Below are 24,173 nucleotides of genomic sequence, written 5' to 3' on the forward strand. Positions count from 1 at the left end.
GCCGGCGCCTCCCGGCGCCGGACAATCGAGCCATGTCTCCGCTCGTCCTCGGCTCGGTCACGGTGCCCACACCGGTCGTGCTCGCGCCGATGGCCGGCATCACCAACGCCGCCTACCGCCGGCTCTGCCTGGAGCAGATGGCGTCGCAGGGGACCTCCGGCCTGTTCGTGTGCGAGATGATCACCTCCCGCGGCCTCGTGGAGCGGGACTCGACGACGCTGAAGATGCTGGTCTTCGACGAGCTCGAGACCACCCGCTCGGTCCAGCTCTACGGCACCGACCCGTCGTACGTCGGCAAGGCCACCGAGATCCTCTGCGCGGAGTACGGCGTGGCGCACGTCGACCTCAACTTCGGATGTCCGGTCCCCAAGGTGACCCGCAAGGGGGGCGGGGGAGCCCTGCCCTGGAAGCGCGGGCTGCTGGCCGACATCCTGACCGCAGCGGTGGCGGCCGCGGCGCCGTACGACGTGCCGGTCACCATGAAGACCCGCAAGGGCCTCGACGACGACCACCTGACCTACCTCGACGCGGGCCGGATCGCCGAGGACTCCGGCATCGCTGCGATCGCGCTGCACGGCCGCACGGTGGCCCAGTCCTACAGCGGTGAGGCCGACTGGGACGCGATCGCCCGCCTCGTCGGCCAGGTCGGCATCCCGGTCCTCGGCAACGGCGACATCTGGGAGGCCGGGGACGCGCTGCAGATGGTGGAGCAGACCGGAGCCGCGGGCGTCGTGGTCGGCCGCGGCTGCCTGGGCCGGCCCTGGCTGTTCCGTGACCTGGCCGCCGCTTTCGCCGATCCCGGTGGCCGCGCCGAGGCGAGGCCCACCCTGCCCACCCTCGGGGAGGTGCGGACCGTGATGCGCCGCCACGCCGAGCTGCTCAGCGAGCACCTCGGCGAGGAGCGGGGCTGCAAGGAGTTCCGCAAGCACGTGTCGTGGTACCTCAAGGGGTTCCGCGCCGGCGGCCCGCTGCGGCACTCGCTGGCCCTGGTCGACTCGCTGGCCGGGCTCGACGCGCTGCTGGCCGAGCTGGATCCCGACGAGGCCTTCCCGGTCGCCGAGCTCGGCACGCCGCGCGGGCGGCAAGGCTCGCCGCGCAGCCGGGTCGTGCTGCCGGAGGGCTGGCTCGACGACACCGACGGGTCCACCCTGCGGCTCACCGAGGACGCGAACGAGACCACCGGAGGGTGACCACCCCCACCCCACCGGGAGGTGCCCCGGATTGAGACGGCCCGCTCGGGGTGTGCTTGACTCGGGCGTCGTGTCCGAATCGTGACCTCCTCTCGGGCGGGGGTCATCCGGGCCGAGACCCCCGTCAGCAACAGCAAAGGATCAGCGCTGTGGCCACCTCACGCCACAAGCGGGAGCCCAATGCCCGCAGGTTCGCTGCCCTCACCGGCAAGCGCGCCATCCACCTCGCCGTAGGGGCGGCCGTCGTGGCCACGGTTCCCGCGGTCGGCCTCGGCATCCTCGCCAGTGACCCCGCAGCCAAGGCGCTGGTCGCCCACGGCGCGACCCCCCTGTCCCTGTCGTCCTCCGAGCAGACCGTGCGCGAGGCACCGATCTCCCGCACCCTCGACCGCGCCGGCCTGCGCCGGCCGACCACCGCCGTCGGAGCCGCGGCGGGCCGCAAGGCCACCGCCCGGGCCGTGGCCGGCGCCCACACGCAGCAGTGGACCACCACCGACCTCAACCTCTGGTCCGCAGCGGCCGCAGGCGCGCAGCAGGTCGGCGAGATCGGCACCGGGCACCGCGTGCTGGTCACCGGCCGCACGGCGGCCGGGCGCGTCGAGGTGGTCGTCGACGGCAGGTCGCGCTGGGTGACCGCCGGCTACCTGTCCGACAGCAAGCCGGCTCCGGGCATCGCCGCGGCCGCCGGCCTGTCGATGGCACCGTGCCCGAACTCCGCGGTCGAGTACCGCCTCACCCCGGGGGCGGTCTACGTCTACCGGTCGGTCTGCCACGCCTTCCCCCAGATCACGACGTACGGCGGCTGGGCGGCGCGCGGCGAGCACGCCAGCGGCAAGGCGATCGACATCATGACCAGCGACAAGGCGCTGGGGGACGCGATCGCCGCATTCCTGCAGGCGCACGCCTCGGAGCTGAACCTCTACGACGTCATCTGGTGGGACCGGATCTGGACGCCGGTGCGGGCCTCGGAAGGCTGGCGCTTCTACGGCGACCACGGCTCCCCGACGGCCAACCACATGGACCACGTGCACGTCTCGGTCAACTAGCGCGACACCGGCCGGCCCGGCCTCGCTAGGGTCGCCCCCGATGCCTGAGTACGACGATGCCGCCACCGAACGCTGGGTCGACGAGCCGCCCAAGCGGGTTCCCGCGCCCGAGCGCACCCCGTTCGAGCGCGACCGGGCCCGAGTGGTGCACGCCGCGGCCAGCCGGCGGCTCGCCGCGAAGACGCAGGTGGTCGGACCTCAGTCCGACGACTTCGTTCGCAACCGGCTGACCCACAGCCTCGAGGTCGCGCAGGTGGCGCGTGACCTCGCCCGGGCGCTGGGCTGCGAGCCCGATCTGGTCGAGACCGCCGCCCTGGCCCACGACCTCGGCCACCCGCCGTTCGGGCACAACGGCGAGCGGGTGCTGGCCGAGGCGGCCGCGGAGTGCGGCGGCTTCGAGGGGAACGCCCAGACGCTGCGCCTGCTGACCCGGCTCGAGGCCAAGACGTTCTCCGTGGACGGCCGCTCCGTCGGGCTGAACCTGACCCGGGCCACGCTCGACGCGTGCACCAAGTACCCCTGGCTGATCGCCGACGCCGAGCTGCCGACCGGGGTGCACGCGGACGGCTCGCCGCGGGTGGTCCGCAAGTTCGGGGTCTACGACGACGACTGGCCGGTCTTCGACTGGATGCGGTCGGGGGTCGAGGGACGCCGCCAGTGCGTCGAGGCCCAGGTCATGGATCTCGCCGACGACGTCGCCTACTCGGTGCACGACGTCGAGGACGGCATCGTCGCCGGCCGGATCGACCTCACCACCCTCGACGTCGCCGCCGTCGAGGAGGCGGTGCGCGGCTGGTACCTCCCCGACGCCTCGGCCGACGCGCTGGCGGTCGGGCTGGCCGGGCTCCGCTCGGTCGGCTCGTGGCCGGTCCGGCCGTACGACGGGAGCCGGCGTGGGCTGGCCGCGCTGAAGAACCTCACCAGCGACCTGATCGGGCGCTTCTGTGCCTCCGCGCAGGCGGCGACGTTCGCGTCGTACCCCGGTCCGCTGCTGCGGCACCGGGCCGACCTGGTCGTCCCCGAGGAGTCACTGGTCGAGATGGCGATCCTGAAGGGGATCGCAGCGCACTACGTGATGCAGGCCGACGACCGGGTCCGGGCGATGGCCCGCCAGCGCGAGCTCCTTGCCGAGCTCGTCGAGGCGCTCGTGGCCGCCGGCCCGTCGGTGCTCGAGCGGCCGTTCGCCGACGACTGGGCGACCGCCACGGACGACGCGAGCCGCCGACGGGTGCTGATCGACCAGGTGGCCGCGCTGACCGATGCCAGCGCGGCCGCCTGGCACGACCGCCTCGTCTAGTGCCTCAGGTCAGGGCAGGTCGCCCTGGGGGCCGGCCATGTAGCTCGGCTCGGGCGAGCTGTCCGAGCCGGTGACCTTGTCCTTCGCCGCGCCGGCCGCGCTGGACACCTTGTCCGCGACTACCGGCGCCTGCTGGCGGGCGGTGTCGACGGCCTGCTGGGCCTTCTCCTGGACCCGAGGGTCGTTCTTCACCTTGTTCGCCGTACCGACGATCTGGTCGTAGCGCTCACGGCCCGCCCGGGCCCCGAGCACGTAGCCCACTCCCGCAGCGGCCAGCAACAACAGCTTCCTCATGACGTCTTCTCCTTGGTGGTGGTGGTGGTGGTGGTGTCGCGGTGCCGGCCGTCGGTTGCGTCGATCACCGTCTCGTCCTGGTCGTTCTCGACCGGGTCGTTCGACCCGTCGGCTGCCCGCTCCCGGATCAGGCGGCCACGCTCGATGTCCTTGGCTTCCTTCTTCTGCGCCTTGCGGATGCCCCGGGTGTCGCGCGGCGGGAGCTGGAGGTCCTTCTCGGCCGGCATCCCGGCCTGGAGCTGGCGACCCCGCTCGAGCTCGGAGTCGATCTCGGCCCCGAGCAGGAGGGCGAGGTTGGTGATCCAGATCCAGAGCAGCCCGACGACCACGCCGGCGAGGGAGCCGTAGGTCCGGTTGTAGCTGCCGAACGTCGCCACGTAGAACGCGAACGCCACGGACGCCAGCACCCAGATCACGATCGCGACGCTCGCGCCGATCGAGAGCCAGCGGAACTTCGGCTGCTTCACGTTGGGGGTCGCGTAGTAGAGCATCGCGACGACGAGCATGACGACGACGACGATGACCGGCCACTTCGCGATGTTCCAGACCAGCAGCGCCTGCGAGCCGAGGCCGATCTGGTTGCCGATCGAGGTGGCCAGGGGGCCGGAGACGATCAGCATCACCAGCACGACGGCCACCAGCAGGATCGCCAGCAGGGTGACCAGCAGCATCACCGGGCGCAGCTTCCAGAACGGCCGACCCTCGTCGATCTCGTAGATCCGATTCATCGCCCGGCCGAACGCGCTGACGTAGCCGGACGCCGACCAGAGCGCCCCGAGGATCCCGAGGACCAGCGCCAGGCCGGCGCCCTGGGAACGGGCGATCTGCTCCAGCGACGGCTGGATCGTGTCGAGCGTGCTGGAGGAGACCAGGGGCTGGAGCACCTGGAGCACGGTGTCGACGCTGCTCTGGGCCTGGCCGACCACCCCCAGCAGCGACACCAGGGCGATGGCAGCGGGGAACAGCGCGAGAACGGAGTAGTAGGTCAGCGCGGCGGCGAGGTCCGTGCACTGGTCGTCGCCGAACTCGCGTCGCGTCTTGCGCAGCACGTAGAACCACGACCGCCGGTGCAGGTCACCGGGGGAGTCGGGCTTGCGGGGGTCGTCGGGGTCGGGAGCCTGCTCCCGGGCGTCGACGTTCTGCTGGGCTCGGGTCTCGGTCATCGACGTCGCCACCAGACGATCCCGGCGACCAGGGCCACCACGGCGACGGCTCCGGCGACGATCTCGGGCCGCGGCTTGCCGCTGCTGGTCGTGACCCGGTCCTGGACGCGGGCCGCCCGCTCGCGGGCCTGCGCCTTGACGTCGAGCTTGTGGCTCAGCTGGTCCACGGTGTCGGCCAGGTGGTCGCGCTGGCGCTGGATGTCGGCCTCGATCTCGGCCGTCGTACGCGTGTCGCTCATGAACGTGCTCCCTTCACCACGGCGATGTCCTCCTTGACGCCCTCGATCGCCTGCTCGGGGGCAGGAGGCGTCGCCTGCTGCACCTCGCGCTTGCCCACCAGAGCGATCGCCCCGGCCGCCACGAACAGCACGGCGCCCACGACCAGCGCGGAGAGCCAGTCGGGCAGGGCGTGGGCCAGCGCGAGAACGGCGGTGGCGACCACGCAGGCCAGACCGAAGAGGGCCAGCAGCCCCGCCGCACTGAACATCCCGATGCCGATCCCGGCACGCTTGCCCTTCTCGGTCATCTCGGCCTGGGCCAGGCGCAGCTCGGAGCGGATCAGCTCGGGCACCTGCTGGGTGAGGTCGTGCACGAGGGCGCCCAGGGTCGGGTCGCCGGAGGGTCCTGAGGGGGAACCGGAGGCTCCCGAGGTCGTGGTGCTCATCCACGGCCCGTACCCATCGTCCGTCGGGGATAACCACCCCGGAGGGTGTCGGGGTCTCGCCGTACACTCCGACCGTGGCCGGACGAATTCGCGAGGAAGACATCGCGGAGGTGCGGGAGAAGGCCAAGCTCGAGGAGGTCGTCTCCGACTACGTCACGCTCCGCCCCGCCGGGGGAGGCTCGCTCAAGGGGCTGTGCCCCTTCCACGACGAGAAGTCCCCGTCGTTCAACGTGCGGCCCGACCGGGGCTGGCACTGCTTCGGTTGCGGCGAGGGGGGAGACGTCATCTCCTTCCTGATGAAGATCGACGGGCTGGCGTTCGGCGAGGTGGTCGAGCGCCTCGCCGACAAGTACGGCGTGACCCTGCGCCGCGAGGACGGCGACGGTCGCGACGACCGGCCGCGCGGGCCGCAGCGGCAGCGTCTGGTCCTGGCCAACAAGCTCGCGCAGGAGTTCTACGCCGACGCTCTCGGCACCCCCGACGCCGTGGTGGCGCGCACCTTCCTGACCGAGCGCGGCTTCGACCAGGCGGCCGCGGAGCACTTCGGGGTCGGCTTCGCCCCGCGGGACGGTGAGGCGCTGCTGCGGCACCTGCGACAGAAGGGGTTCACCGACGAGGAGTCGGTCGCGGCCGGCCTGGTCGCGATCGGCCGCTCGTCGTACGACCGGTTCCGGGGCCGCCTGCTGTGGCCGATCCGCGACTCCAGCGGCGACACCATCGGCTTCGGCGCACGCCGGATCTTCGACGACGACCGGATCGAGGCGAAGTACCTCAACACCCCCGAGACCGCCCTCTACAAGAAGAGCCAGGTCCTGTACGGCATCGACCTGGCCCGTCGCGAGATGGCCCGCACCTCCCAGGCGGTCGTGGTGGAGGGCTACACCGACGTGATGGCCTGCCACCTGTCGGGGGTCGGCACGGCCGTCGCCACCTGCGGTACGGCGTTCGGCGACGACCACGCGCGGGTGCTGCGCCGCTTCCTCAACGACCACTCGGAGTTCCCCGGCGAGGTGATCTTCACCTTCGACGGCGACGCCGCCGGGCAGAAGGCCGCGCTGCGCGCCTTCGGGGGCGACCAGAACTTCGTCTCCCAGACCTATGTCGCCGTCGAGCCGTCGGGGCTCGACCCCTGCGACCTGCGGATCCAGCAGGGGGACGCCGCGGTCCGCGAGCTCGTGGCCCGTCGCCAGCCGCTGTATCGCTTCGTGCTCGGCAACGTCGTGAAGAAGTACGACCTCGACCGGGCCGAGGGCCGGGTGGGGGCCGTGCGCGAGGCGGCGGCACTGGTGCACAGCAGCCGCGACACCGCCGTCGTCGCGAGCTCGTTCGCGCGCGAGATCGCCTCGCTGACGGGCATGGACCCCGCCGACGTCCAGGTCGAGGTCCGCCGGGCCGCGGCCCGACCCTCGTCCGCGCCGTCGGCACCCACGCGGGCACCCGGAGCCGCGCCGCCACCCGCGGCCGGGCCCCAGCAGCCCCGACAGCCGCTGCCCGACCTCCGCGACCCGCGGTTCGCCCTCGAGCGCGAGACCCTCAAGCTCGTGGTGCAGGAGCCGGTCGCGGTCGGCCGCACCGCCCGCGACGTCGGCGCCAACGACTTCACCCACCCGACCTACCGCGCGGTCTGGGAGCTGGTCGAGCAGGCAGGTGGCCCGGCCACGGCGCAGGCCGGCTGGGCGGCCCGGCTGCGCGACCTAACCACGGACCCGGCGGTGGCCGCCGCGGTCTCCGCGCTCGCGGTCGAGCCGCTGCTGAGCCGGACCGGGGCCGATGACGCGTTCGTGGCCGCCAACGTCTACCGCCTCCAGGAGCTCACCGCCCAGCGCCGGATCACCGAGCTCAAGTCGCGGCTGCAGCGGACCAACCCGGTCGAGCAGGCCACCGACTACAACAAGATGTTCGGCGAGCTGGTCGCCCTGGAGCAGCACCGTCGCCAGCTGCGCGACCTCGCCGTGGGCGCCACGTGAGGTCCCTGCGCCGCCAGCGCCCACCCCTCGTCGTTCCACCGGGGGAGCGAGCCCTGGCCTGGGCTCCGGTCGAGGGTGGGTCGTGGGTGCTGGGCACCCGGGACGCGCTCTACCTGGACTCCACCCGCTTGCCCTGGGAGCAGGTCGAGGCCGCCACCTGGGACGTCGACCGCTCGCTCCTGCGGGTCAGCGAGGTCGGCAGCTGGGGTGAGCCCCGCGTCGAGCACGCGCTGACCCTGCTGGAGTCCGGACGAGACGCCGACCGCCTGCTCCAGCTGGTCCGCGAGCGGGTGACCGCAAGCGTGGTGATCTCACGTCACGTGCCGATCGACGGGCGTCGGGGTGTGCGGGTGGTGGCCCGCCGGGCACCCTCCGGCCGCTCGCCCGTGCACTGGGTCTACGAGTACGACGCGGGCGTCGACCCCGACGACCCGTTCGTCCAGACGGCCGCGGCCCAGGCCCTCGACGCCGCGCGTGACGACCTGGGACTCGCCTGAGTCCCGATTCGCGGGCCGGTGGGCTCCTTGCTAATCTGTGCGGGCTCCGAACGATCCCCTGTAGCTCAACTGGCAGAGCATTCGGCTGTTAACCGGAGGGTTGTTGGTTCGAGTCCAACCGGGGGAGCGACAAGACCGGGTCGGCCGTCAGGCCGCCCGGTTTTCGCTTGTCCGGGCGTCGCCGGTCATCGCCTTGGTCCCGCCTCCGGGTGACCTCCGACCCGGGCCGGGTGCGACCCGCAGGCGCCAGAGTGGGCAGCAGGGCACCGTGCCGGCCAGGAGGTGTGGGATGGAGCGACTGACCCCGTTGGCTGCGGCCTTCCTCGAGGCCGAGGACGCCGACGGCGCGGCCTCGCTGGCGATCGGCTCGTTCGCGATCTTCGAAGGACCGGCTCCCGACTTCGACGCCTTCGTGTCGGCGATCGCCGGGCGGCTGCCGCTGATCCCGAGGTACCGCCAGAAGCTGCGCCGGGTCCCGCTGGACCTGGCCGCACCCGCGTGGGTCGACGACCCCGACTTCGACCTGCGCTGGCACGTGCGCAACACCGCGCTGCCCGCCCCCGGCGGTCCACCGGAGATCGGCCGGCTGATGAGCAGGGTGATGACCCGGCGGATGGACCGGAGCCGCCCGCTCTGGGAGTACTGGTTCTGCGAGGGCCTCGAGGGCGGCCGCTGGGCCCTGCTGTCCAAGATCCACCACTGCATGGTCGACGGGGTCTCCGGCACCGACCTCTACCGCCTCGTCCTGGACGCCACGCCCGAGCCCGGCACGGCCGTCGCCGACGACTGGCGGCCCGAGCGCCCTCGGCACACCCTGGTCTTCACCGCGCAGGCGGCCCGGCACCTCGCCGGTGCGCCGCTCGACGCCGGTCGTGCCGTGGCGCACGCCCTGGCGACGCCTCGGCAGCTGGTCCGCACCACCCGGCAGACGGCTCGTGGTGCCCTCGCCCTGACCGGCGCGGTCCTTCCCGTCCACCGCACCACGCTGACCGGGCCGCTCTCCGGCAGCCGTCGCTACGCGTGGACCGACGTCTCGCTGGACGACGTCCGCACCGTCCGCAAGGCTTACGGCGTCACCGTGAACGACGTCGCGCTGGCCGCCGTGACCGGCGGCTTCCGGCGGCTCCTCCTGGCGCGGGGCGAGACCCCGGACGCCCATGCCCTGCGCTCACTGGTGCCGGTCTCGACCCGGGAGGTGGGCACCGAGTCCATCCCCGACAACCGGGTCTCCCTGATGCTGCCCTACCTGCCGGTCGACCTCGACGCCCCGGCGGACCGGCTCGCCGCGGTGCGCCGCCGGGTGGGCACCCTGCGCCACCTCCACGAGCCCGAGGCCGGCACCAGCTTCACCACGGCCGCGGAGTACGGCGCCTTCCCGTCGGTCTCCCTGGCGATGCGCACCGTCTTCCACCTGCCCCAGCGCCAGATCGCGACAGTCACCACCAACGTGCCGGGTCCACGCCGGACGCTCTACGCCCTCGGCCGCCCAGCCGTCGCGATGCTGCCCTACGTCCCGATCGCCGACCGGGTGCGGATCGGGGTCGCGATGTTCTCCTACCGCGACACCCTCAGCTTCGGGATCACCGGGGACTACGACACCGTGCCCGACCTCCAGGTCCTCGCCGACGGCATCGGCGAGTCGATGGCCGAGCTGCTCCGTGAGGCCGCCCGGGCGGGTTGAGGGCCGCTCAGCGTCCCTGCCGCCGCAGGGTCATGTGGGTGACCAGTGGGGTCGCCCGGCTCGACACCACGGTCAGCTCGAGCCCGTCCAGGCCGCGGAACGGTGCCTCGCCGCGGCCGAGCACGACCGGGGCGACGTGGAGGCGGAGCTCGTCGATGTGACCGGCCGCAAGGTACTGGTTGATCGTCGAGGCGCCGCCGCAGACCGAGACGTGGCGGTCTCCGGCCGCCTCCTGCGCGAGCCGCAGGGCCTCCTCGATGCCGTCGGTCACGAAGTGGAACGTCGTGCCGCCCTCCATCTCGAGCGGCGCACGCGGGTAGTGGGTCAGCACGAAGACCGGCGCGTGGTACGGCGGGTCCTCGCCCCACCAGCCGCGCCAGTCGAGGTCCCACTCGCCCCGCACCGGGCCGAACATGTTGCGCCCCATCACGTAGGCGCCCGCCGAGACCATCGCCTCGGCCTCGGCCGCGTTGTCCTTCTCGGCCTCGCCGAAGTGCCAGCGGTGCAGGGCCTCGCCACCGACACCGAGCGGGTGCTCGACGTCCTGGTCGGGGCCGGCCATGAAGCCGTCCAGCGAGATCGCCGGGTCGGTGGTCACCTTCCCCATCAGCCGCCCCAGCCCATCGGGAAGACCTCGAACGACGCGCCGAAGGCCACTCCGAGCCGCTGCCCGGTCTGACGCCCGAAGCCCTCGAGGAACTCGCGCGGGTCCCAGTTCTCCCAGCCCAGGCCGTCGATGTAGGCCGCGTGCGCCGTCAGCGAGGCCACGCCGGCGTCGAAGGTGTCGGTGGTGTCGACGCCGTGCTCGGCCAGCGGCGAGCCGCCGGCCCAGACGGCGGTCACGCCGCCCCAGGGCTCCAGGCCGTCCACGAGCTGCTCGGGGAAGACCCACCGGTTGCCGGCGTCGCGCACCGCGTCGAGCACGGCCCGTCCGGTGGCGATGTGGTCGGCCTGGTTGAGGTTGCGGCCGCCGAAGGTCTCGTGGAAGTTGCCGGTCAGCACGATCTCGGGCCGGTGCCGGCGGACGACGTGGGCGAGCTCGCGCCGCAACGGCACGCCGTACTCCAGGATGCCGTCGGGCTGGTGCAGGAACTCCACGACGTCGACGCCGACCACCCGGGCGGACTCGACCTGCTCGGCCTCGCGGACCCGTCGGCACTCGTCGGGCGCCAGGGAGTCGATCCCGGCCTCCCCGGAGGTGACCATGCAGTAGACGACCTCCTTGCCCTGGCCGGTCCAGCGGGCCACGGCGGCGGCGGAGCCGAACTCCATGTCGTCGGGATGCGCGACGATCGCGAGCGCGCGGGTCCAGTCCTCGGGCAACGGCTCCAGTGGCGGTGGCAGGTCCATGGGATGAGCATGCCCCAATTCGGTTGGCCGCACAGGTGCGGACCGGGTTGGGTGAGGGCATGCCCGCGATCTCCCGGCTCGACCCGCCTGCCGATGCCTGAGTGGTACGACGTCCTCCCGCCGCGCGACGTCTCGCTGTCGTCGCGCTGGACGACCGCCGAGTTCCGCGACGAGCTCCGGGCCTGGTGCGAGCGGCACGTGGGGCCGGTGACCGCGATGGAGCAGCACAAGCTGCGTGGCTGGGCGACGGTCTGGCGGGTGACCACTGGTTCCGGCTCGTGGTTCGCCAAGCAGAACTGTCCCAGCCAGCTCTTCGAGCAGCCGCTGATGGCGCTGCTCGCGCGCCTCGCCCCGGACCGCGTGGTGCCGGTGCAGGCGGAGGGAGACGGCTTCCTGCTGACGCCCGACCAGGGTCCGGTGTTCCACGACACCGCCGGCGACGACCTGGCGAGCTGGGAGCGGCTGGCCCGCGACGCCGCGCTGCTCCAGCGCGAGCTGGTTCCCCACCTCGACGAGCTGGCCGCGGCCGGGGTCACGACGTTGTCACCCCGTGAGGGACCTGAGTACGTCGCGGCCCGGGTCGAGCAGTACGCGCAGCTCCCCGAGGGCGACCCGCGGCGGCTCGCGCCCGACGTGGCCGAGCGGCTCCGCGACCACCTTCCCGTCGTACGACGCTGGGCCGAGCGGGTGGCCGGGCTCGGGTTGCCGCTGACCCTCAACCACAACGACCTGCACGGGAACAACGTGTTCGACGTCGACGGCCGGCTGCTCTTCTTCGACTTCGGCGACGCGCTGGTCACCGAGCCGCTCGGGATCCTCCTGATCCCGCTGAACATCCTCGCCGAGCGGCTCCGGGCCGACGGTGACGACGACCGGCTGTGGCGCGTGGCGGACGCGGCGCTCGAGGTCTGGACGGACCTGCGGCCCGCCGCCGAGCTACGGGCCGCACTGCCCGCCGCGCTCCAGCTCGGCCGACTGGGCCGGGTGGAGTCGTGGGTCAGGTGCCAGCCGTCCCTGTCCGAGGACGAGCTGGACGAGTGGGGCCCGGTCGCGGCCGCCTGGCTCGGCACCCTGGTGGAGCAGCCACCGGTCGGAAGCGTTCAGCAGTAGGCCGAGGGCTTCAGCCCGGCGTAGTAGAGCGGCCCGCCCACCACCGTCAGGGCGGCCGTGCCGACGTGGCTGCAGGTGCGGGTGTAGCCGCTGTCGAAGAAGCCGCGATCGTCTGCTGCGCTCGCCCCGAACAGGAACCAGATGATCACGAAGAACATGGCGAAGTTCTTCATTTCCAACCTCCGCGAGTGACGCGCGTACCGCCCGAACTACACGGATTCTAGGGGCCCGCGGTGTCCGTCGGGACGGTTCTGAAGGATCCGAACACGGTGACCTTCCCGAGCTGGACCGCGACCCAGGCGATCGCGAGCCCGGCGACGTCGTCGACCGCGAAGTGCCAGCCCAGGTAGACGGTCGCCAGCAGCGTCCCGGCCAGGAACAGCCCGGCCACCCAGGAGACCAGCCGCAGGCCGTAGTAGCGCGCCATCAGGAAGATCAGGCAGGTCAGCGCGCAGTGCAGGCTGGCGAACGCCGAGATCTGGGCGAACGCGTCGGACGCGTGCGGGTGGGCGAGCAGGTGGTCGCGCTGGGCGACGTAGGACTCCTGCGTCGACTGGATGGAGGTCCGGGTGAGACCGGCGAACTCGGCAGGTGCGGCGTGGAACGGCCCGAGCGACGGGATCAGGTAGTAGGAGCCGAGCCCCAGGATCCAGGCCCACATGGCCGCGGTGAGGAACACGAACGCCTGTCGCACGGTCGGGGTGAAGGCGAGTGCCGCGACGAGCGCGATCGTGACCAGCCACGAGAACGACTCGTAGAGGTCGGTGAGCAGACGGGCGGCGAGGTCCTGTCCGAGCAGGTCGTGGAGCAGCACGGCCGGGCTGTGCCCGAGGAAGAGGTCCCGGTCCCAGCCCAGCAGCATCGCGTCGCGCGGGGTGTTGAAGACGTCCCAGCTCTTCAGGTTGCGGTAGCAGAGGTAGACCACGAAGTAGGCGACCAGGCCGGCCAGGATCATCACGACGCGGTACGGCGTCCACCGGTGGCGCAGGGTCGACCACAGGCCGACGCCGTCCCGGCGTCGGCGCAGCCAGCGCACCACGACGTCGATCACGACGGCCGCCAGCAGCAGCTCGGCGGTGTCGAGGAGCTTGCCCCGGAAGAGCTTGCCGTGCGGGTCCTTGAACGGGATGTCGACCTGGCGTGAGCGGGCCCAGGCGATGATCGCGAAGACCGCGACGAGGGCCAGGACCCGCAGCATCCAGGCCCACCTCGAGCCCGGCTCGGTGCGCCGAGCTGGGAGCTCGGTGCGGTCGTCCGCCGTCGTCGTTCCCATGGATCCTTCCCGAAGCCCGTGGTCGGGCGATCTCCCGGAGCGAGCGGAGTCGAGATCCCGCCCGACGGACATTCAACCCCGTGGCCGGTGATCGGGCGAAGTCGAGGGACCGTCGACTCCGGACGACCGCCACGGGCATCCGGGACCTCTGTCCCTCCGATTTGCATCGTGCATACGACATGGTGGACCCATGACGGGGACAACTGCCGGGACGGCCACGCGCGAGATCGGGGTCACCGAGCTGGTGCTGCGGGACGCCCACCAGAGCCTGATGGCCACCCGGATGGCGCTGGAGGACATGGTCGAGGCCTGCGCCGACATCGACGCCGCGGGCTACTGGTCGGTGGAGTGCTGGGGCGGGGCGACCTACGACGCCTGCATCCGCTTCCTCAACGAAGACCCCTGGGAGCGGCTGCGCACCTTTCGTGAGCTGATGCCGAACAGCAGGCTCCAGATGCTGCTGCGCGGGCAGAACCTGCTGGGCTACCGGCACTACGAGGACGGCGTCGTCAACCGCTTCGTGGAGAAGTCGGCCGAGAACGGCATGGACGTCTACCGGGTCTTCGACGCCCTGAACGACGTCCGCAACGTGCGCCAGGCCATCGCCGCCGTACGACGCGTGGACAAGCACGCGCAGGGCACCATCTGCTACACCGAGAGCCCGCTGCACACCGTCGAGGGCTACGTGCAGATGGCCCGCGACCTGATGGACCTCGGCTGCGACTCCCTGTGCATCAAGGACATGGCGGCGCTGCTCAAGCCGCAGCCCGCCTACGACATCGTCAAGGCGATCAAGGACGACCTCGGGCCCGAGACCCGGATCCATCTGCACTGCCACTCCACGACCGGGGTGACCCTGGTCAGCCTGATGAAGGCGATCGAGGCGGGCGCGGACGTCGTGGACACGTCGATCTCCTCGCTCTCGCTGGGCCCGGGCCACAACCCCACCGAGTCGCTGGTGGAGATGCTGCGCGGCACGCCGTACAGCACCAACCTCGACGACGACCGGCTGCTCAGCATCAAGGACCACTTCGCGACGGTCCGGCCGAAGTACACCCAGTTCATGTCGGCCATCACCGGGGTGGAGACCGAGATCTTCAAGAGCCAGATCCCCGGCGGGATGATCTCGAACATGGAGAGCCAGCTGCGCCAGCAGGGTGCGGGTGACCGACTCCGCGAGGTGCTGCTGGAGGTGCCGCGGGTGCGTGCGGTCGCCGGCTACCCGCCGCTGGTGACGCCGTCCAGCCAGATCGTCGGCACCCAGGCCGTGTTCAACGTGCTGATGGGTCCCTACAAGGTGCTCACCGCGGAGTTCGCCGACCTGATGCTCGGCTACTACGGCGCCACCCTGGGCGAGCGCGACGCCACGATCGTCGAAGCCTCGCGGGTCCAGACCGGCAAGGAGGCGATCGACGTCCGACCCGCCGACCTGATCCCGCCCGAGTGGGACCGGCTGGTCTCCGAGGCCACCGCCCTCGAGGGCTGCGACGGGACCGACGAGGACGTGCTCACCTACGCGATGTTCCCCGGTGTCGCCCCGAAGTTCTTCACCGAACGCCCCGACGGGCCGAAGAACGTCGGCAAGGACCCCGCCGAGGTCGCCGCGGACAAGCTGGCCACGTCGTCGGGCGGCCCCGTCAAGGGCCCGATCCGCTACTCGGTGAACCTCGGTGGCCGCGCCCATGCAGTGACCGTCGAAAGAGCGTGAGGACGTCGTGAGCAAGACCCCCGGCAAGGCCAAGGACAAGCACGGCCCCACGATGGAGGCGCGCACCGCCGAGATGCTCGAACGGCGCGCCGAGATCGAGAAGGGCGGTGGTGAGGCCCGGCTGGAGAAGCAGCACGCCCAGGGCAAGCTGACCGCCCGCGAGCGGATCACCGCGCTGCTCGACCCCGGCACCTTCGAGGAGACCGGGATGTTCGCCCGGCACCAGTCGACCTACTTCGGTCTCGACACCGCCGACTACCCCGCCGACGGCGTGGTCACCGGTGAGGGCGCGGTCCTCGGCCGCCCCGTCCACGTGGCGAGCCAGGACTTCACGGTCGCCGGCGGGAGCGCGGGGGAGATCCACTCGAACAAGGTGGCGGCGACGATGCGGGCCAGCCTCGGGACCGGTACGCCGTTCGTCTTCATCAACGACTCCGGGGGGGCCCGCGTCCAGGAGGGCATCGGCTCGCTCGCGGGCTACGGGCGGGTCTTCTACAACAACGTGCTGCTCTCCGGCGTCGTCCCCCAGATCTCGATCATCGCCGGACCCTGCGCGGGGGGCGCGGCGTACTCCCCGGCGCTGACCGACTTCGTGATCCAGACCCGCCTGGCCCACATGTTCATCACCGGGCCCGGCGTGATCGCGCAGGTGACCGGCGAGCAGGTCACCTCCGACGAGCTCGGTGGTGCCGACGCCCACATGGCGATGTCCGGGGTCAACCACTTCGTGGCCGACGACGACGAGCAGGCGATCCTGATCGCCAAGAAGCTGCTCACCTTCCTGCCCCAGAACAACTCCGAGGACCCGCCGATCGTCGACCCCGACTACATCGTCGAGCCCGACCCCGAGCTGGCGGCGGTCATCCCGGCGTCCGACAAGAAGGGGTACGACGTCCGCGAGGTCATCCTGCTCCTGGTCGACCACCAGGACTTCCTGGAGGTGCAGGCGGGGTACGCCGGCAACATCGTCGTGGGCTTCGGCCGGATCACCGGCCGGACGGTCGGTGTCGTCGCCAACCAGCCGATGGTGCTCTCCGGGGTGCTCGACATCAACTCCTCCGACAAGGGGTCGTCGTTCGTGCGCTTCTGCAACGCGTTCAACATCCCGCTGCTGACGCTGGTCGACGTACCAGGCTTCCTGCCCGGCGTCGAGCAGGAGCACAACGGGATCATCCGGCACGGCGCGAAGCTGCTCTACGCCTACTCCGCAGCGACCGTCCCGAAGATCACCGTCGTGCTCCGCAAGGCCTACGGCGGCGCCTACGTCGCCATGTGCTCGAAGGACCTCGGCGCTGACAAGGTGCTCGCCTGGCCGACGGCCGAGATCGCGGTGATGGGCGCCGAGGGTGCGGCCGAGATCGTCTTCCGCCGTGAGATCGCGGCCGCGGAGGATCCAGAGCTGCGCCGCAAGGAGCTCGTCGAGGAGTACCGCTCGACGTTCTCCACGCCGTACGTCGCCGCGGCGCGCGGGCTGGTCGACGACATCATCGACCCGGCCCGCACCCGTGAGCACGTGTCCCGGGCGCTCGAGCTGCTGGTCACCAAGCGCACGATCCGGCCGGCCAAGAAGCACGGGCTGGGCCCGACATGAGCCCGGAACCACCGGTCGAGCAGACGGTCGCCGAGCTGCTCGAGACGGTCCGGGCGCTCACCGACCGGGTCGCCCACCTGGAGTCCGCGCTCTCGGAGCAGAAGGCGGCCGGGGTCCCCGAGGAGGTCGTGATCGCGATCTCGGCCGCTGTGGCGGCGTACCTCGGGCACCGGGCGAAGATCAAGCAGATGCACTACCGCACCGGCGCCTCCTGGGCGCAGCAGGGACGTGCGGTTGTCCAGGGACGCCACGACACACAGCCCTCGAGGTAGAGACGATGCAGCTCAGAGTCACAGTCAACGGCGTCGAGTACGAGGTCGAGGTCGAGGTCGAGGAGGAGCCGAAGCCCACCCTCGGCGCGATCTTCATGACCGGCGGCAGCTTCACACCCACCCACGTCCAGACCGTCGGTCCGTCGACCAACGGGGTCCAGGCACCGCTGTCCGGCACCGTCGCCCGGGTGCTGGTCGAGGAGGGCCAGAGCATCGAGTCCGGTGATGTCGTCGTCGTGCTCGAGGCGATGAAGATGGAGACCGAGATCACCGCCCCCCGCAGCGGCTGCGTGGCGGCCGTCCTGGTCACCGCCGGCACCGCCGTCACCGGCGGACAGGTGCTCATCGAGCTGGACTGACCCGGCGGCTAGGCTCCGGCCGGGGCGGTAGCTCAGTCGGTCAGAGCAGAGGACTCATAATCCTTGGGTCGTGGGTTCGAGCCCCACCCGCCCCACCAGCCGCGGGGCTCGTGATCGGCCGACCTTCCCGGACCTATGTCAGGAACTGGAGAGGTTGCTCGAGCAGCCGGGAGAGCTCGGCGAACCAGCGGGCGGCCGTCGCGAGATCGACTTGGCCCGCGTCACAGGTCAGCGTCGCCGCCAGCACCTGCGCCGGGACCAGGACGTCGCCCTCGACGACGGCCCGGCGATGCACGTCGCCGAGCACCAGGACGGCGGGATGTGCCTCGGTCGCATCCAGAGCGCCCTCGGCGACGCCGTCGTCGGCCAGGTCGATCACCAGGACGGCCGCCGTCTCGGATCCGTCCGTGACTCCGCGCCCGTGGGCGAGGCGGCCGTCGAGGTCGGCGATGGTCGAGGTCACCGACGATGCGGTCATCAGGTTGGCGACGTGCACGACGGGTGCGACGGTGCCGGACGGTGTCCGCCGCTGCAGGGCGACCTCGGCGATCGTCGAGGTCTCGGGGCGCAGCGGCACCCGTCGGCAGGTGACAGCCACGGCCTTGACGATCAGTCCGATCAGCGAGACCCCGTCGACGGCCTCGACCACGGACAGCAGCGGCTCGGCGCGGACCACCATGCGCAGCCGAGCCTGGGAGACGCCGGCAGGCGCGGCGGCCGCGGCGGGATGCTCGGGCCGCACCCCGGTCACCAGCGCATCCGCGAGGACGTCCACCCAGCCCGCGAGCGAGGTGACGGCGGCGGCGTCCTCGACCGGTCGCGCGGAGTCGGGCGCGACCGAGTCGGACGCCGCGTGGCCTCCTCGCGGCGCCTCGTCCGCCGGCCAGGCGGTCGTGGTCAACGGGTCGGTGGCGGCGATGGCGCGCAGGTGCGCTCCGGCGGCCTGCGCCTGGGGCGCGACCGCCAGGCCCAGGCGCAGCATCAACTGCTCGACGTCCTCGATCACCTCACCCGGTTCAGCGAGCAGGGCCAGGGCGCTGCCCGCAGCCACGTGCTGACCCGGAGTGACCAGGGACCTGACCAGGACCCCGGGCTGGTTGACCTCGATGTTCACGAAGGACGTGTCGGTCTCCACCGTCGCGATGCTCTGGTCGCCGGCGAAGTCGCCGGACTCGTCGACCAGCCAGGCGACCAGCCTCGCCGAGCCGGGGTCCGACACGTCGGGCATCCGCAACACGCGCGCCATGGCGTCCCCCATTGCTCTCCGGTATGGCGTCGGTCCGGCTGCCCCCCAAGGCCCCCGCTCGTGTCGCCGATCGCACCGTAGCCCAGCAGCGAGCACCCCGTCATGCACCAAAATGACCACGTGGCGGCGTTTCTTCCGGGCCGGTGATCGGCCGGAGATCCGCGACGCGTCGGCGCGAGCCCCACCCGCCCCACCAGCCCCGGCGACGGGGCGACACCGCTGCGGACACAGCGATGCCCGCCGGAGTCTCGGGTCTCCGGCGGGCATCGGTTGCGCCGCGCTTCCAGAGACCGCAAGCGATCCCTTACCACGACGCAGGGGGAACTGTATGCGACGGATCCCGCTGACGCCAGCCATTCTGCGTGTCGATTTCGACGTCTGGGTCACACCAACGCAACGGATCCCGTTCACAGCAGTCCGTTCCGCCTCCGGGCCCGCGTGATGGCACAGTGCTGGACATGTGGAGCGACCAGCGCCCGTCGCTGTGCCCGTGCGGCAGCGGCACGTCGTACGACGCCTGCTGCGGCCGCCTGCACCGCGGCGCGCCAGCCACGACCGCCGAGGAGCTGATGCGCTCCCGTTACGCGGCGTTCGCGGTCGGCGACGCCGACCATCTGTTCCGCACCTGGCATCCCCGGACCAGACCCCACGATGTGACCCTCCCCTCCGACCGCACCTGGACAGGTCTGGTCGTCCTGGCCACCGAGGCCGGCGGGCCCGACGACGACTCCGGTGTCGTGGAGTTCGAGGCCCACTACGTCACGGCGGGGCGGCCCGGCGTCCAGCACGAGGTCAGCCGGTTCGAGCGTCGTCGCCGGCTGTGGGTCTACGTCGGAGGTGCGACCTAGGGCACCCCCTCCGGGGGACCTTCGACTCCACCGCCCCGGCGTCCCGCGCTCCTAGCGTGAGGGCGAGTGGAGGGCTGCTTCCGATGACCGAGTACATGCGCAACACCGACGCGTTCGCCCTGGGGATGGAGGATGACGCCCGACTGCGCTCGACCGTCGTCACCATCCTGACGCTGGACCGCTCCCCGGACTGGGACGTCCTGGTCGACCGGCTCGAGCGGGTGGCCCGGCTGATGCCGATGTTCCGCCAGCGCGTCGTCCCGTCGACGCCGCCGGCGCCTCCGCGCTGGGTCTACGACCCGGACTTCGACCTCCGCTTCCACCTCCGCCGCGTCGTCGCTCCCGAGCCGGGGACCTTCGAGACCGTGCTCGAGATGGCCCGCAACGCCGAGATGGGGGAGTTCGACCACTCCCGGCCGATGTGGACCGCGACCCTGGTCGAGGGCCTGGCCGACGGCGGTGCCGCGATCGTGGTGAAGATGCACCACTCGCTCGCCGACGGCATCGGCGGGATGCAGATCGCGTCGCTGGTCTTCGACTTCCAGGCGGAGCCCGCCGATCTCGGCCCGCTGCCGCCGGTGCCCAGCGCCACGGCCGCGCTGCCGCTCGACGGCGTACGCCGCTCCCTGGAGTACGACGTGGGGCTGACCCGCAAGCTGGTCCGCACCGCCACGCTGGGGAGCACGAAGCTCGTCGTGGGCGGGGTCCGGCACCCGCGGGCCACCCTGGCCTCGGTGTGGTCCACGGCCACCTCGGTCTACCGCACCGTCCGACCGATCAACCACACCGCGTCGCCGATCATGCAGGACCGCCGGCTGATCCGTGAGCTCGGCGTCCACGAGGTGCCGCTCAGCGCGCTGAAGCTGGCCGGCCGCAACGCGGGCGGCAGCCTGAACGACGCGTTCCTGGCCGCGGTGACCGGTGGGCTGCGGCGCTACCACGAGCGGCACGGCGCCGCGGTGGACGAGCTCATGGTCACCATGCCGATCAGCATCCGGATGCCCGGCGACGCCGAGGGCGGGAACCGGATCACCCTGATGAGGATCGCGCTGCCCGTCGGGGTGAGCGACCCCCGCAAGCGGATCGCCGAGATCCACGAGCGCGCACTCTCGGCCCGCAACGAGCCGTCCCTCAAGCTCACCCAGGACATCGCGGCCGGCCTCAACCTGCTGCCGCGGTGGTACATCGGGGCGATCCTCCGTCACGTCGACTTCCTGGCCAGCAACGTGCCCGGTGCACCGGTGCCGGTCTGGGTCGGTGGCGCCGCCGTCACCATGCAGTACGCGTTCGGCCCGACGATCGGAGCCGGCATCAACGTCACGCTGATCACCTACCAGGACACCTGCGCGCTCGGCATCAACGCCGACAGCGGCGCCGTCCCGGACCTGGCGGTCTTCCAGGAGTGCCTCGTCGAGGGCTTCGAGGAGGTCCTCGCCCTCGGTCTGGAGCCCGCTCCCGCACCTCCGGCGCCGCCGCGCAAGAAGCGGCCGGTCCGGACCCCCACGCCCATCGCCTGACCGACCGGAGCACCGCCATGACCGACACCCGGACGGCTCCCGCCGTCGTCACCCCCACGGAGCCGACCGCCGCGCCCGACGTCGTCGTGCCCGCCCTCACCGACGAACGGTTGCACGACATCGACGGCCTGGTCGAGCGTGCGCACCGAGCCGTCGAGGCCTTCCGGGCCCTCGACCAGCAGCAGGTCGACGCCATCGTCTCCGCCATGGTCCGCGCCGGGATCCGGGCGGCCGGCGAGCTCGCCGGGCTCGCCATCGAGGAGACCGGCTTCGGGGTCTTCGAGGACAAGGTGGTGAAGAACTACGTCGCCACCGAGTTCCTCTCCGACTACCTGCACGACAAGCGCTCGGTCGGTGTGATCGAGGAGGACGTCGAGCACGACATCGTCCGTGTCGCCGAGCCGATCGGCGTGGTGCTCGCGATCACGCCGGTCACCAACCCCACGTCCACCGTGCTCTACAAGGCGATCGTCGCCGCGAAGACCCGCAACGCGGTGATCTTCCGGCCCTCGCCGTACGCCGTACGCTCCTGCGCGCGCAGCGTCGAGATCCTCCGCGAGGCGGCCGAGGCCGCCGGGATGCCGGCCGGTGCGCTCCAGGTGATCCCCGACCTCGAGCACGAGGTGACCCACTACCTCTTCAAGCACCCGCAGGTCGACTTCATCTGGGTCACCGGGGGCCCGAAGATCGTCGCCCTCGCCAACGCCGCCGGCAAGCCCGGTCTCAGTGTCGGCCCGGGGAACGCCCCGATCTACGTCCACCGCACCGCCGACCTGAAGGGCGCTGTCGTCGACATCCTGATCTCCAAGACCTTCGACGCCTCCGTGATCTGCCCGGCCGAGCAGACCTGCATCGTCGACGATCAGGTGTACGACGAGCTGCTCGCCGAGTTCGAACGGATGGGCGCCCACGTGCTCACCACCGACCAGGTCGACGCCCTGGTCGAGTTCGCGTTCGGCTGCGGCGACCGGGTCAACATGGCGGCGCTCGGCCAGCAGGCCCCCGAGCTGGCCAGCCGTGCGGGCTTCACGGTGGCGCCGGAGACCAAGATCCTGCTGGCGCCCCTGCCGTCGGACCTCGAGGAGCTGGGGCGGCACCCGCTGGTCCAGGAGAAGCTGATGCCCGTGCTCGGGCTGGTCCGCTCCGGCAGCGTCGAGCACGGCGTGGCGGCCGCGGTGCTGGTCACCGAGCACGGCGGCCTCGGTCACACCTCGGCCGTCTACGCCAACGACCAGGCCGTCGTCGACGCCTACGCCGCGGCGGTCCGCACCGGGCGGATCCTGGTCAACGCACCCACCGCGGTCGGTGCCCTGGGCGGGATCTACAACAGCCTGACCCCGACGTTCTCCCTCGGCTGCGGCACCTGGGGCGGCTCGACCACGACCGAGAACGTCAACTACCAGCAGCTGCTCAACATCAAGACGGTCTCGCACCGACGGACCCCGTCGCAGTGGTTCCGGGTGCCGTCCACGACGTTCTTCAACGCCGGCGCCCTCGACAACCTGCGCGACCTCGACTGCGAGGTGGTGGTCGTGGTCACCGACGCGCTCACCGACGCCCGCGGCGTGGTCGACCAGGTCCGGGCCAAGCTCCCCACCCGCCACGTCCACGTCTTCGCCGAGGTGGAGCCGGAGCCCGACGAGGCGGTGATCCTGCGTGGCGTGGCCCTGCTCGACCGGACCCGTCCCGACACGGTGATCGCGGTCGGCGGTGGCTCGGTGCTCGACGCGGCCAAGGCGATGAGGCTCTTCCACGAGCATCCCGAGCGCACCCTCGACGAGCTGACGCTGCCCTTCCTCGACCCGCGCAAGCGGATGGCCGACTTCCCACAGACCCCGCACACGGTGCGCCTCGTGGCGGTCCCGACCACGTCCGGCACCGGCTCGGAAGTGTCCCCGGCCGCCGTGGTGACCGTGGGGGAGCGCAAGCAGACCCTGGTCGACTACTCCCTGGTGCCCGACATGGCGATCGTCGACCCGGTGCTGACCCTGTCGATGCCGAGGTCGCTCACGGTCGACAGCGGCATCGACGCCCTGACCCACGCGCTGGAGGCCGTGGTGTCGATCTTCGCCTCGCCGTACACCGACGCGTTCTGCGTGCAGGCGGCCCGGCTGATCTTCGAGGCCCTCCCGAAGGTGTACGACGACCCCGACGACCTCGCGGCCCGGACCGACATGGCCAACGCGGCCACCCTGGCCGGGCTGGCCTTCTCCAACGCGTTCGTCGGCACCAACCATGCGCTCGCCCACGCCACGGGCGCCCGCTTCGGCATCGCGCACGGGCGGGCCAACGGGATCTTCCTGCCGCACCTGCTGCGCTACAACGCGGGACTGCCCAGCAAGTTCATGCCGGCCCCCGGTTACTCGGCGTACGTCGCCCCCGACAAGTACGCGACGCTCGGCCGGGTGGTCTTCGGCGGTCGCAGCGCCGAGGAGAGCCGCCGTCGGCTGTTCAGCGGGGTCGAGGACCTGCTCGACCGGCTGGGGATGCCTCGGACCCTCCGGGCCGCCGGTGTCGACGAGGACGAGTTCCTGGCCGCCCTGCCGGCTCTGGCGATGACGGCGTTCGAGGACCTCAGCAACCGCACCAACCCGCGGATGCCACTGGTCCGCGAGATCACCGACCTGCTCTCGGTCGGCTACTACGGAGGGAGTCCCGATGCCCACTGACAACGCGGTCCAGACGATCGAGGTGAAGGCGCCGTTCGCCGAGGTGCTGGCGACCATCCGGGACATCGAGAGCCAGGTCGAGTGGATCCCCGAGATCCTGGAGGCCGAGGTGCTCGAGGTCTACGAGGACGACGACCTGGCGGCCACCGCGCGGTTCAAGGCGTCGGCGACGGTCGGCACCGACCAGTACACGCTGTCCTACGAGCACGCCGACGACGGCCTGAGCTGGACGATGGTCTCGGGCCGGATGCAGACCGGCCAGGAGGGGGTCTACCGCCTGGTCGAGCTGGCGCCGGACGTCACCGAGGTCACCTACGACCTCACCATCCATCACAACCTGCCGCTGCCGGGCTTCCTGCGGAACCGCGTGATCAAGGGGCTCGTCGAGAGCACCCTCAGCGGGCTCAAGGAGCGGCTCGAGGCGTGACCGG

The 24,173-nt window shown here is 71.7% G+C and carries 24 protein-coding genes and 2 tRNA genes; 17 read left to right on the plus strand and 9 right to left on the minus strand.

Features of this window, described 5'->3' with window-relative positions:
* The first annotated feature begins 32 nt into the window (after positions 1-32).
* From dusB to E3N83_RS02675, 3 genes are all read left to right on the plus strand, one after another.
* Complete coding sequence (dusB, locus tag E3N83_RS02665; RefSeq protein WP_151081856.1) at positions 33-1,190, plus strand: tRNA dihydrouridine synthase DusB; 1,158 nt, start codon at positions 33-35, stop codon at positions 1,188-1,190.
* Between the two features lie 149 nt (positions 1,191-1,339).
* Positions 1,340-2,236, plus strand: coding sequence for a VldE C-terminal domain-containing protein (locus E3N83_RS02670; protein ID WP_238343036.1), 897 nt, complete (start codon positions 1,340-1,342; stop codon positions 2,234-2,236).
* 40 nt (positions 2,237-2,276) lie between these two features.
* Positions 2,277-3,533 carry a deoxyguanosinetriphosphate triphosphohydrolase gene (locus E3N83_RS02675; RefSeq protein ID WP_151081857.1) on the plus strand — a complete coding sequence of 419 codons (1,257 nt, stop codon included), beginning with the start codon at positions 2,277-2,279 and terminating at the stop codon, positions 3,531-3,533.
* Between the two features lie 9 nt (positions 3,534-3,542).
* Here E3N83_RS02675 and E3N83_RS02680 read toward each other — a convergent pair whose 3' ends face one another.
* Genes E3N83_RS02680 through E3N83_RS02695 form a run of 4 tightly spaced genes read right to left on the minus strand, consistent with a single transcriptional unit; the run spans position 3,543 to position 5,654 of the window.
* Positions 3,543-3,827 carry a hypothetical protein gene (locus tag E3N83_RS02680; protein WP_151081858.1) on the minus strand — a complete coding sequence of 95 codons (285 nt, stop codon included), beginning with the start codon at positions 3,825-3,827 and terminating at the stop codon, positions 3,543-3,545.
* Entirely contained in the window at positions 3,824-4,990 is a 1,167-nt protein-coding gene (locus E3N83_RS02685) for a YihY/virulence factor BrkB family protein (RefSeq protein ID WP_151081859.1), read from the minus strand. Before E3N83_RS02685 ends, E3N83_RS02680 begins: the two co-directional genes overlap by 4 nt.
* On the minus strand, positions 4,987-5,229 hold the full coding sequence (locus tag E3N83_RS02690; protein ID WP_151081860.1) for a DUF3618 domain-containing protein: 243 nt from the start codon (positions 5,227-5,229) through the stop codon (positions 4,987-4,989). Before E3N83_RS02690 ends, E3N83_RS02685 begins: the two co-directional genes overlap by 4 nt.
* Entirely contained in the window at positions 5,226-5,654 is a 429-nt protein-coding gene (locus E3N83_RS02695; RefSeq protein ID WP_151081861.1) for a phage holin family protein, read from the minus strand. Before E3N83_RS02695 ends, E3N83_RS02690 begins: the two co-directional genes overlap by 4 nt.
* A 74-nt stretch (positions 5,655-5,728) precedes the next feature.
* On the opposite strand from E3N83_RS02695, the gene dnaG reads away from it, so the two are divergent.
* The 4 genes from dnaG to E3N83_RS02715 all read left to right on the plus strand — a co-directional run bounded on the left by dnaG (position 5,729) and on the right by E3N83_RS02715 (position 9,799).
* Entirely contained in the window at positions 5,729-7,621 is a 1,893-nt protein-coding gene (dnaG, locus tag E3N83_RS02700; RefSeq protein ID WP_151081862.1) for a DNA primase, read from the plus strand.
* Entirely contained in the window at positions 7,618-8,118 is a 501-nt protein-coding gene (locus E3N83_RS02705) for a hypothetical protein (protein ID WP_151081863.1), read from the plus strand. The genes dnaG and E3N83_RS02705 overlap by 4 nt, the downstream gene beginning before the upstream one ends.
* 54 nt (positions 8,119-8,172) lie before the next feature.
* Positions 8,173-8,245: transfer RNA gene (locus tag E3N83_RS02710), tRNA-Asn, on the plus strand.
* Positions 8,246-8,407: 162 nt separating this feature from the next.
* Complete coding sequence (locus tag E3N83_RS02715; RefSeq protein ID WP_151081864.1) at positions 8,408-9,799, plus strand: WS/DGAT/MGAT family O-acyltransferase; 1,392 nt, start codon at positions 8,408-8,410, stop codon at positions 9,797-9,799.
* A gap of 7 nt (positions 9,800-9,806) precedes the next feature.
* Here E3N83_RS02715 and E3N83_RS02720 read toward each other — a convergent pair whose 3' ends face one another.
* A complete protein-coding gene (locus tag E3N83_RS02720) occupies positions 9,807-10,406 on the minus strand; it encodes a dihydrofolate reductase family protein (RefSeq protein WP_151081865.1) in 600 nt (199 codons plus the stop codon).
* Positions 10,406-11,149: a PIG-L deacetylase family protein gene (locus E3N83_RS02725; protein ID WP_151081866.1), complete on the minus strand. Its 744-nt coding sequence runs from the start codon at positions 11,147-11,149 to the stop codon at positions 10,406-10,408. The genes E3N83_RS02720 and E3N83_RS02725 overlap by 1 nt, the downstream gene beginning before the upstream one ends.
* A gap of 93 nt (positions 11,150-11,242) precedes the next feature.
* Here E3N83_RS02725 and E3N83_RS02730 point away from each other — a divergent pair, with 93 nt between their 5' ends.
* On the plus strand, positions 11,243-12,259 hold the full coding sequence (locus tag E3N83_RS02730; RefSeq protein WP_191907918.1) for an aminoglycoside phosphotransferase family protein: 1,017 nt from the start codon (positions 11,243-11,245) through the stop codon (positions 12,257-12,259).
* On the opposite strand, the gene E3N83_RS02735 is transcribed toward E3N83_RS02730, so the two are convergent.
* Complete coding sequence (locus E3N83_RS02735) at positions 12,250-12,432, minus strand: hypothetical protein (RefSeq protein ID WP_151081868.1); 183 nt, start codon at positions 12,430-12,432, stop codon at positions 12,250-12,252. The two genes, E3N83_RS02730 and E3N83_RS02735, sit on opposite strands and share 10 nt — an antisense overlap.
* Positions 12,433-12,479: 47 nt before the next feature.
* Positions 12,480-13,532, minus strand: a complete 1,053-nt coding sequence (locus tag E3N83_RS02740; protein ID WP_191907919.1) for a phosphatase PAP2 family protein — start codon at positions 13,530-13,532, stop codon at positions 12,480-12,482.
* A gap of 190 nt (positions 13,533-13,722) precedes the next feature.
* Here E3N83_RS02740 and E3N83_RS02745 point away from each other — a divergent pair, with 190 nt between their 5' ends.
* From E3N83_RS02745 to E3N83_RS02765, 5 genes are all read left to right on the plus strand, one after another.
* The gene (locus E3N83_RS02745; protein ID WP_151081870.1) at positions 13,723-15,240 is read left to right on the plus strand and encodes a methylmalonyl-CoA carboxytransferase subunit 5S; all 1,518 of its coding nucleotides are present in this window, start codon (positions 13,723-13,725) and stop codon (positions 15,238-15,240) included.
* Positions 15,241-15,292: 52 nt separating this feature from the next.
* The gene (locus tag E3N83_RS02750) at positions 15,293-16,831 is read left to right on the plus strand and encodes an acyl-CoA carboxylase subunit beta (RefSeq protein WP_151084827.1); all 1,539 of its coding nucleotides are present in this window, start codon (positions 15,293-15,295) and stop codon (positions 16,829-16,831) included.
* Positions 16,828-17,103 carry a hypothetical protein gene (locus tag E3N83_RS02755; protein ID WP_151081871.1) on the plus strand — a complete coding sequence of 92 codons (276 nt, stop codon included), beginning with the start codon at positions 16,828-16,830 and terminating at the stop codon, positions 17,101-17,103. Before E3N83_RS02750 ends, E3N83_RS02755 begins: the two co-directional genes overlap by 4 nt.
* A 5-nt stretch (positions 17,104-17,108) precedes the next feature.
* Complete coding sequence (locus E3N83_RS02760) at positions 17,109-17,462, plus strand: acyl-CoA carboxylase biotin carboxyl carrier protein subunit (protein ID WP_151081872.1); 354 nt, start codon at positions 17,109-17,111, stop codon at positions 17,460-17,462.
* Between the two features lie 21 nt (positions 17,463-17,483).
* Positions 17,484-17,560, plus strand: a tRNA-Ile gene (locus tag E3N83_RS02765).
* 35 nt (positions 17,561-17,595) lie between these two features.
* Here the strand turns inward: E3N83_RS02765 and E3N83_RS02770 are convergent.
* A complete protein-coding gene (locus E3N83_RS02770; RefSeq protein WP_191907920.1) occupies positions 17,596-18,708 on the minus strand; it encodes a 2-oxo acid dehydrogenase subunit E2 in 1,113 nt (370 codons plus the stop codon).
* Positions 18,709-19,166: 458 nt separating this feature from the next.
* Between E3N83_RS02770 and E3N83_RS02775 the strand changes: the two genes are divergently transcribed.
* The 4 genes from E3N83_RS02775 to E3N83_RS02790 all read left to right on the plus strand — a co-directional run bounded on the left by E3N83_RS02775 (position 19,167) and on the right by E3N83_RS02790 (position 24,169).
* Positions 19,167-19,556: a YchJ family protein gene (locus tag E3N83_RS02775; RefSeq protein ID WP_151081874.1), complete on the plus strand. Its 390-nt coding sequence runs from the start codon at positions 19,167-19,169 to the stop codon at positions 19,554-19,556.
* Positions 19,557-19,639: 83 nt separating this feature from the next.
* Positions 19,640-21,073 carry a wax ester/triacylglycerol synthase domain-containing protein gene (locus tag E3N83_RS02780; RefSeq protein WP_151081875.1) on the plus strand — a complete coding sequence of 478 codons (1,434 nt, stop codon included), beginning with the start codon at positions 19,640-19,642 and terminating at the stop codon, positions 21,071-21,073.
* Positions 21,074-21,090: 17 nt separating this feature from the next.
* Positions 21,091-23,742 (plus strand): bifunctional acetaldehyde-CoA/alcohol dehydrogenase, encoded by a 2,652-nt coding sequence (adhE, locus tag E3N83_RS02785; RefSeq protein WP_151081876.1) that lies wholly within the window; start codon positions 21,091-21,093, stop codon positions 23,740-23,742.
* Entirely contained in the window at positions 23,732-24,169 is a 438-nt protein-coding gene (locus E3N83_RS02790) for an SRPBCC family protein (RefSeq protein WP_151081877.1), read from the plus strand. The genes adhE and E3N83_RS02790 overlap by 11 nt, the downstream gene beginning before the upstream one ends.
* The last annotated feature ends 4 nt before the right edge of the window (positions 24,170-24,173 follow it).

Origin of the sequence: Nocardioides cynanchi, assembly GCF_008761635.1 — a bacterium.
GTDB classification, from domain to species: domain Bacteria; phylum Actinomycetota; class Actinomycetes; order Propionibacteriales; family Nocardioidaceae; genus Nocardioides; species Nocardioides cynanchi.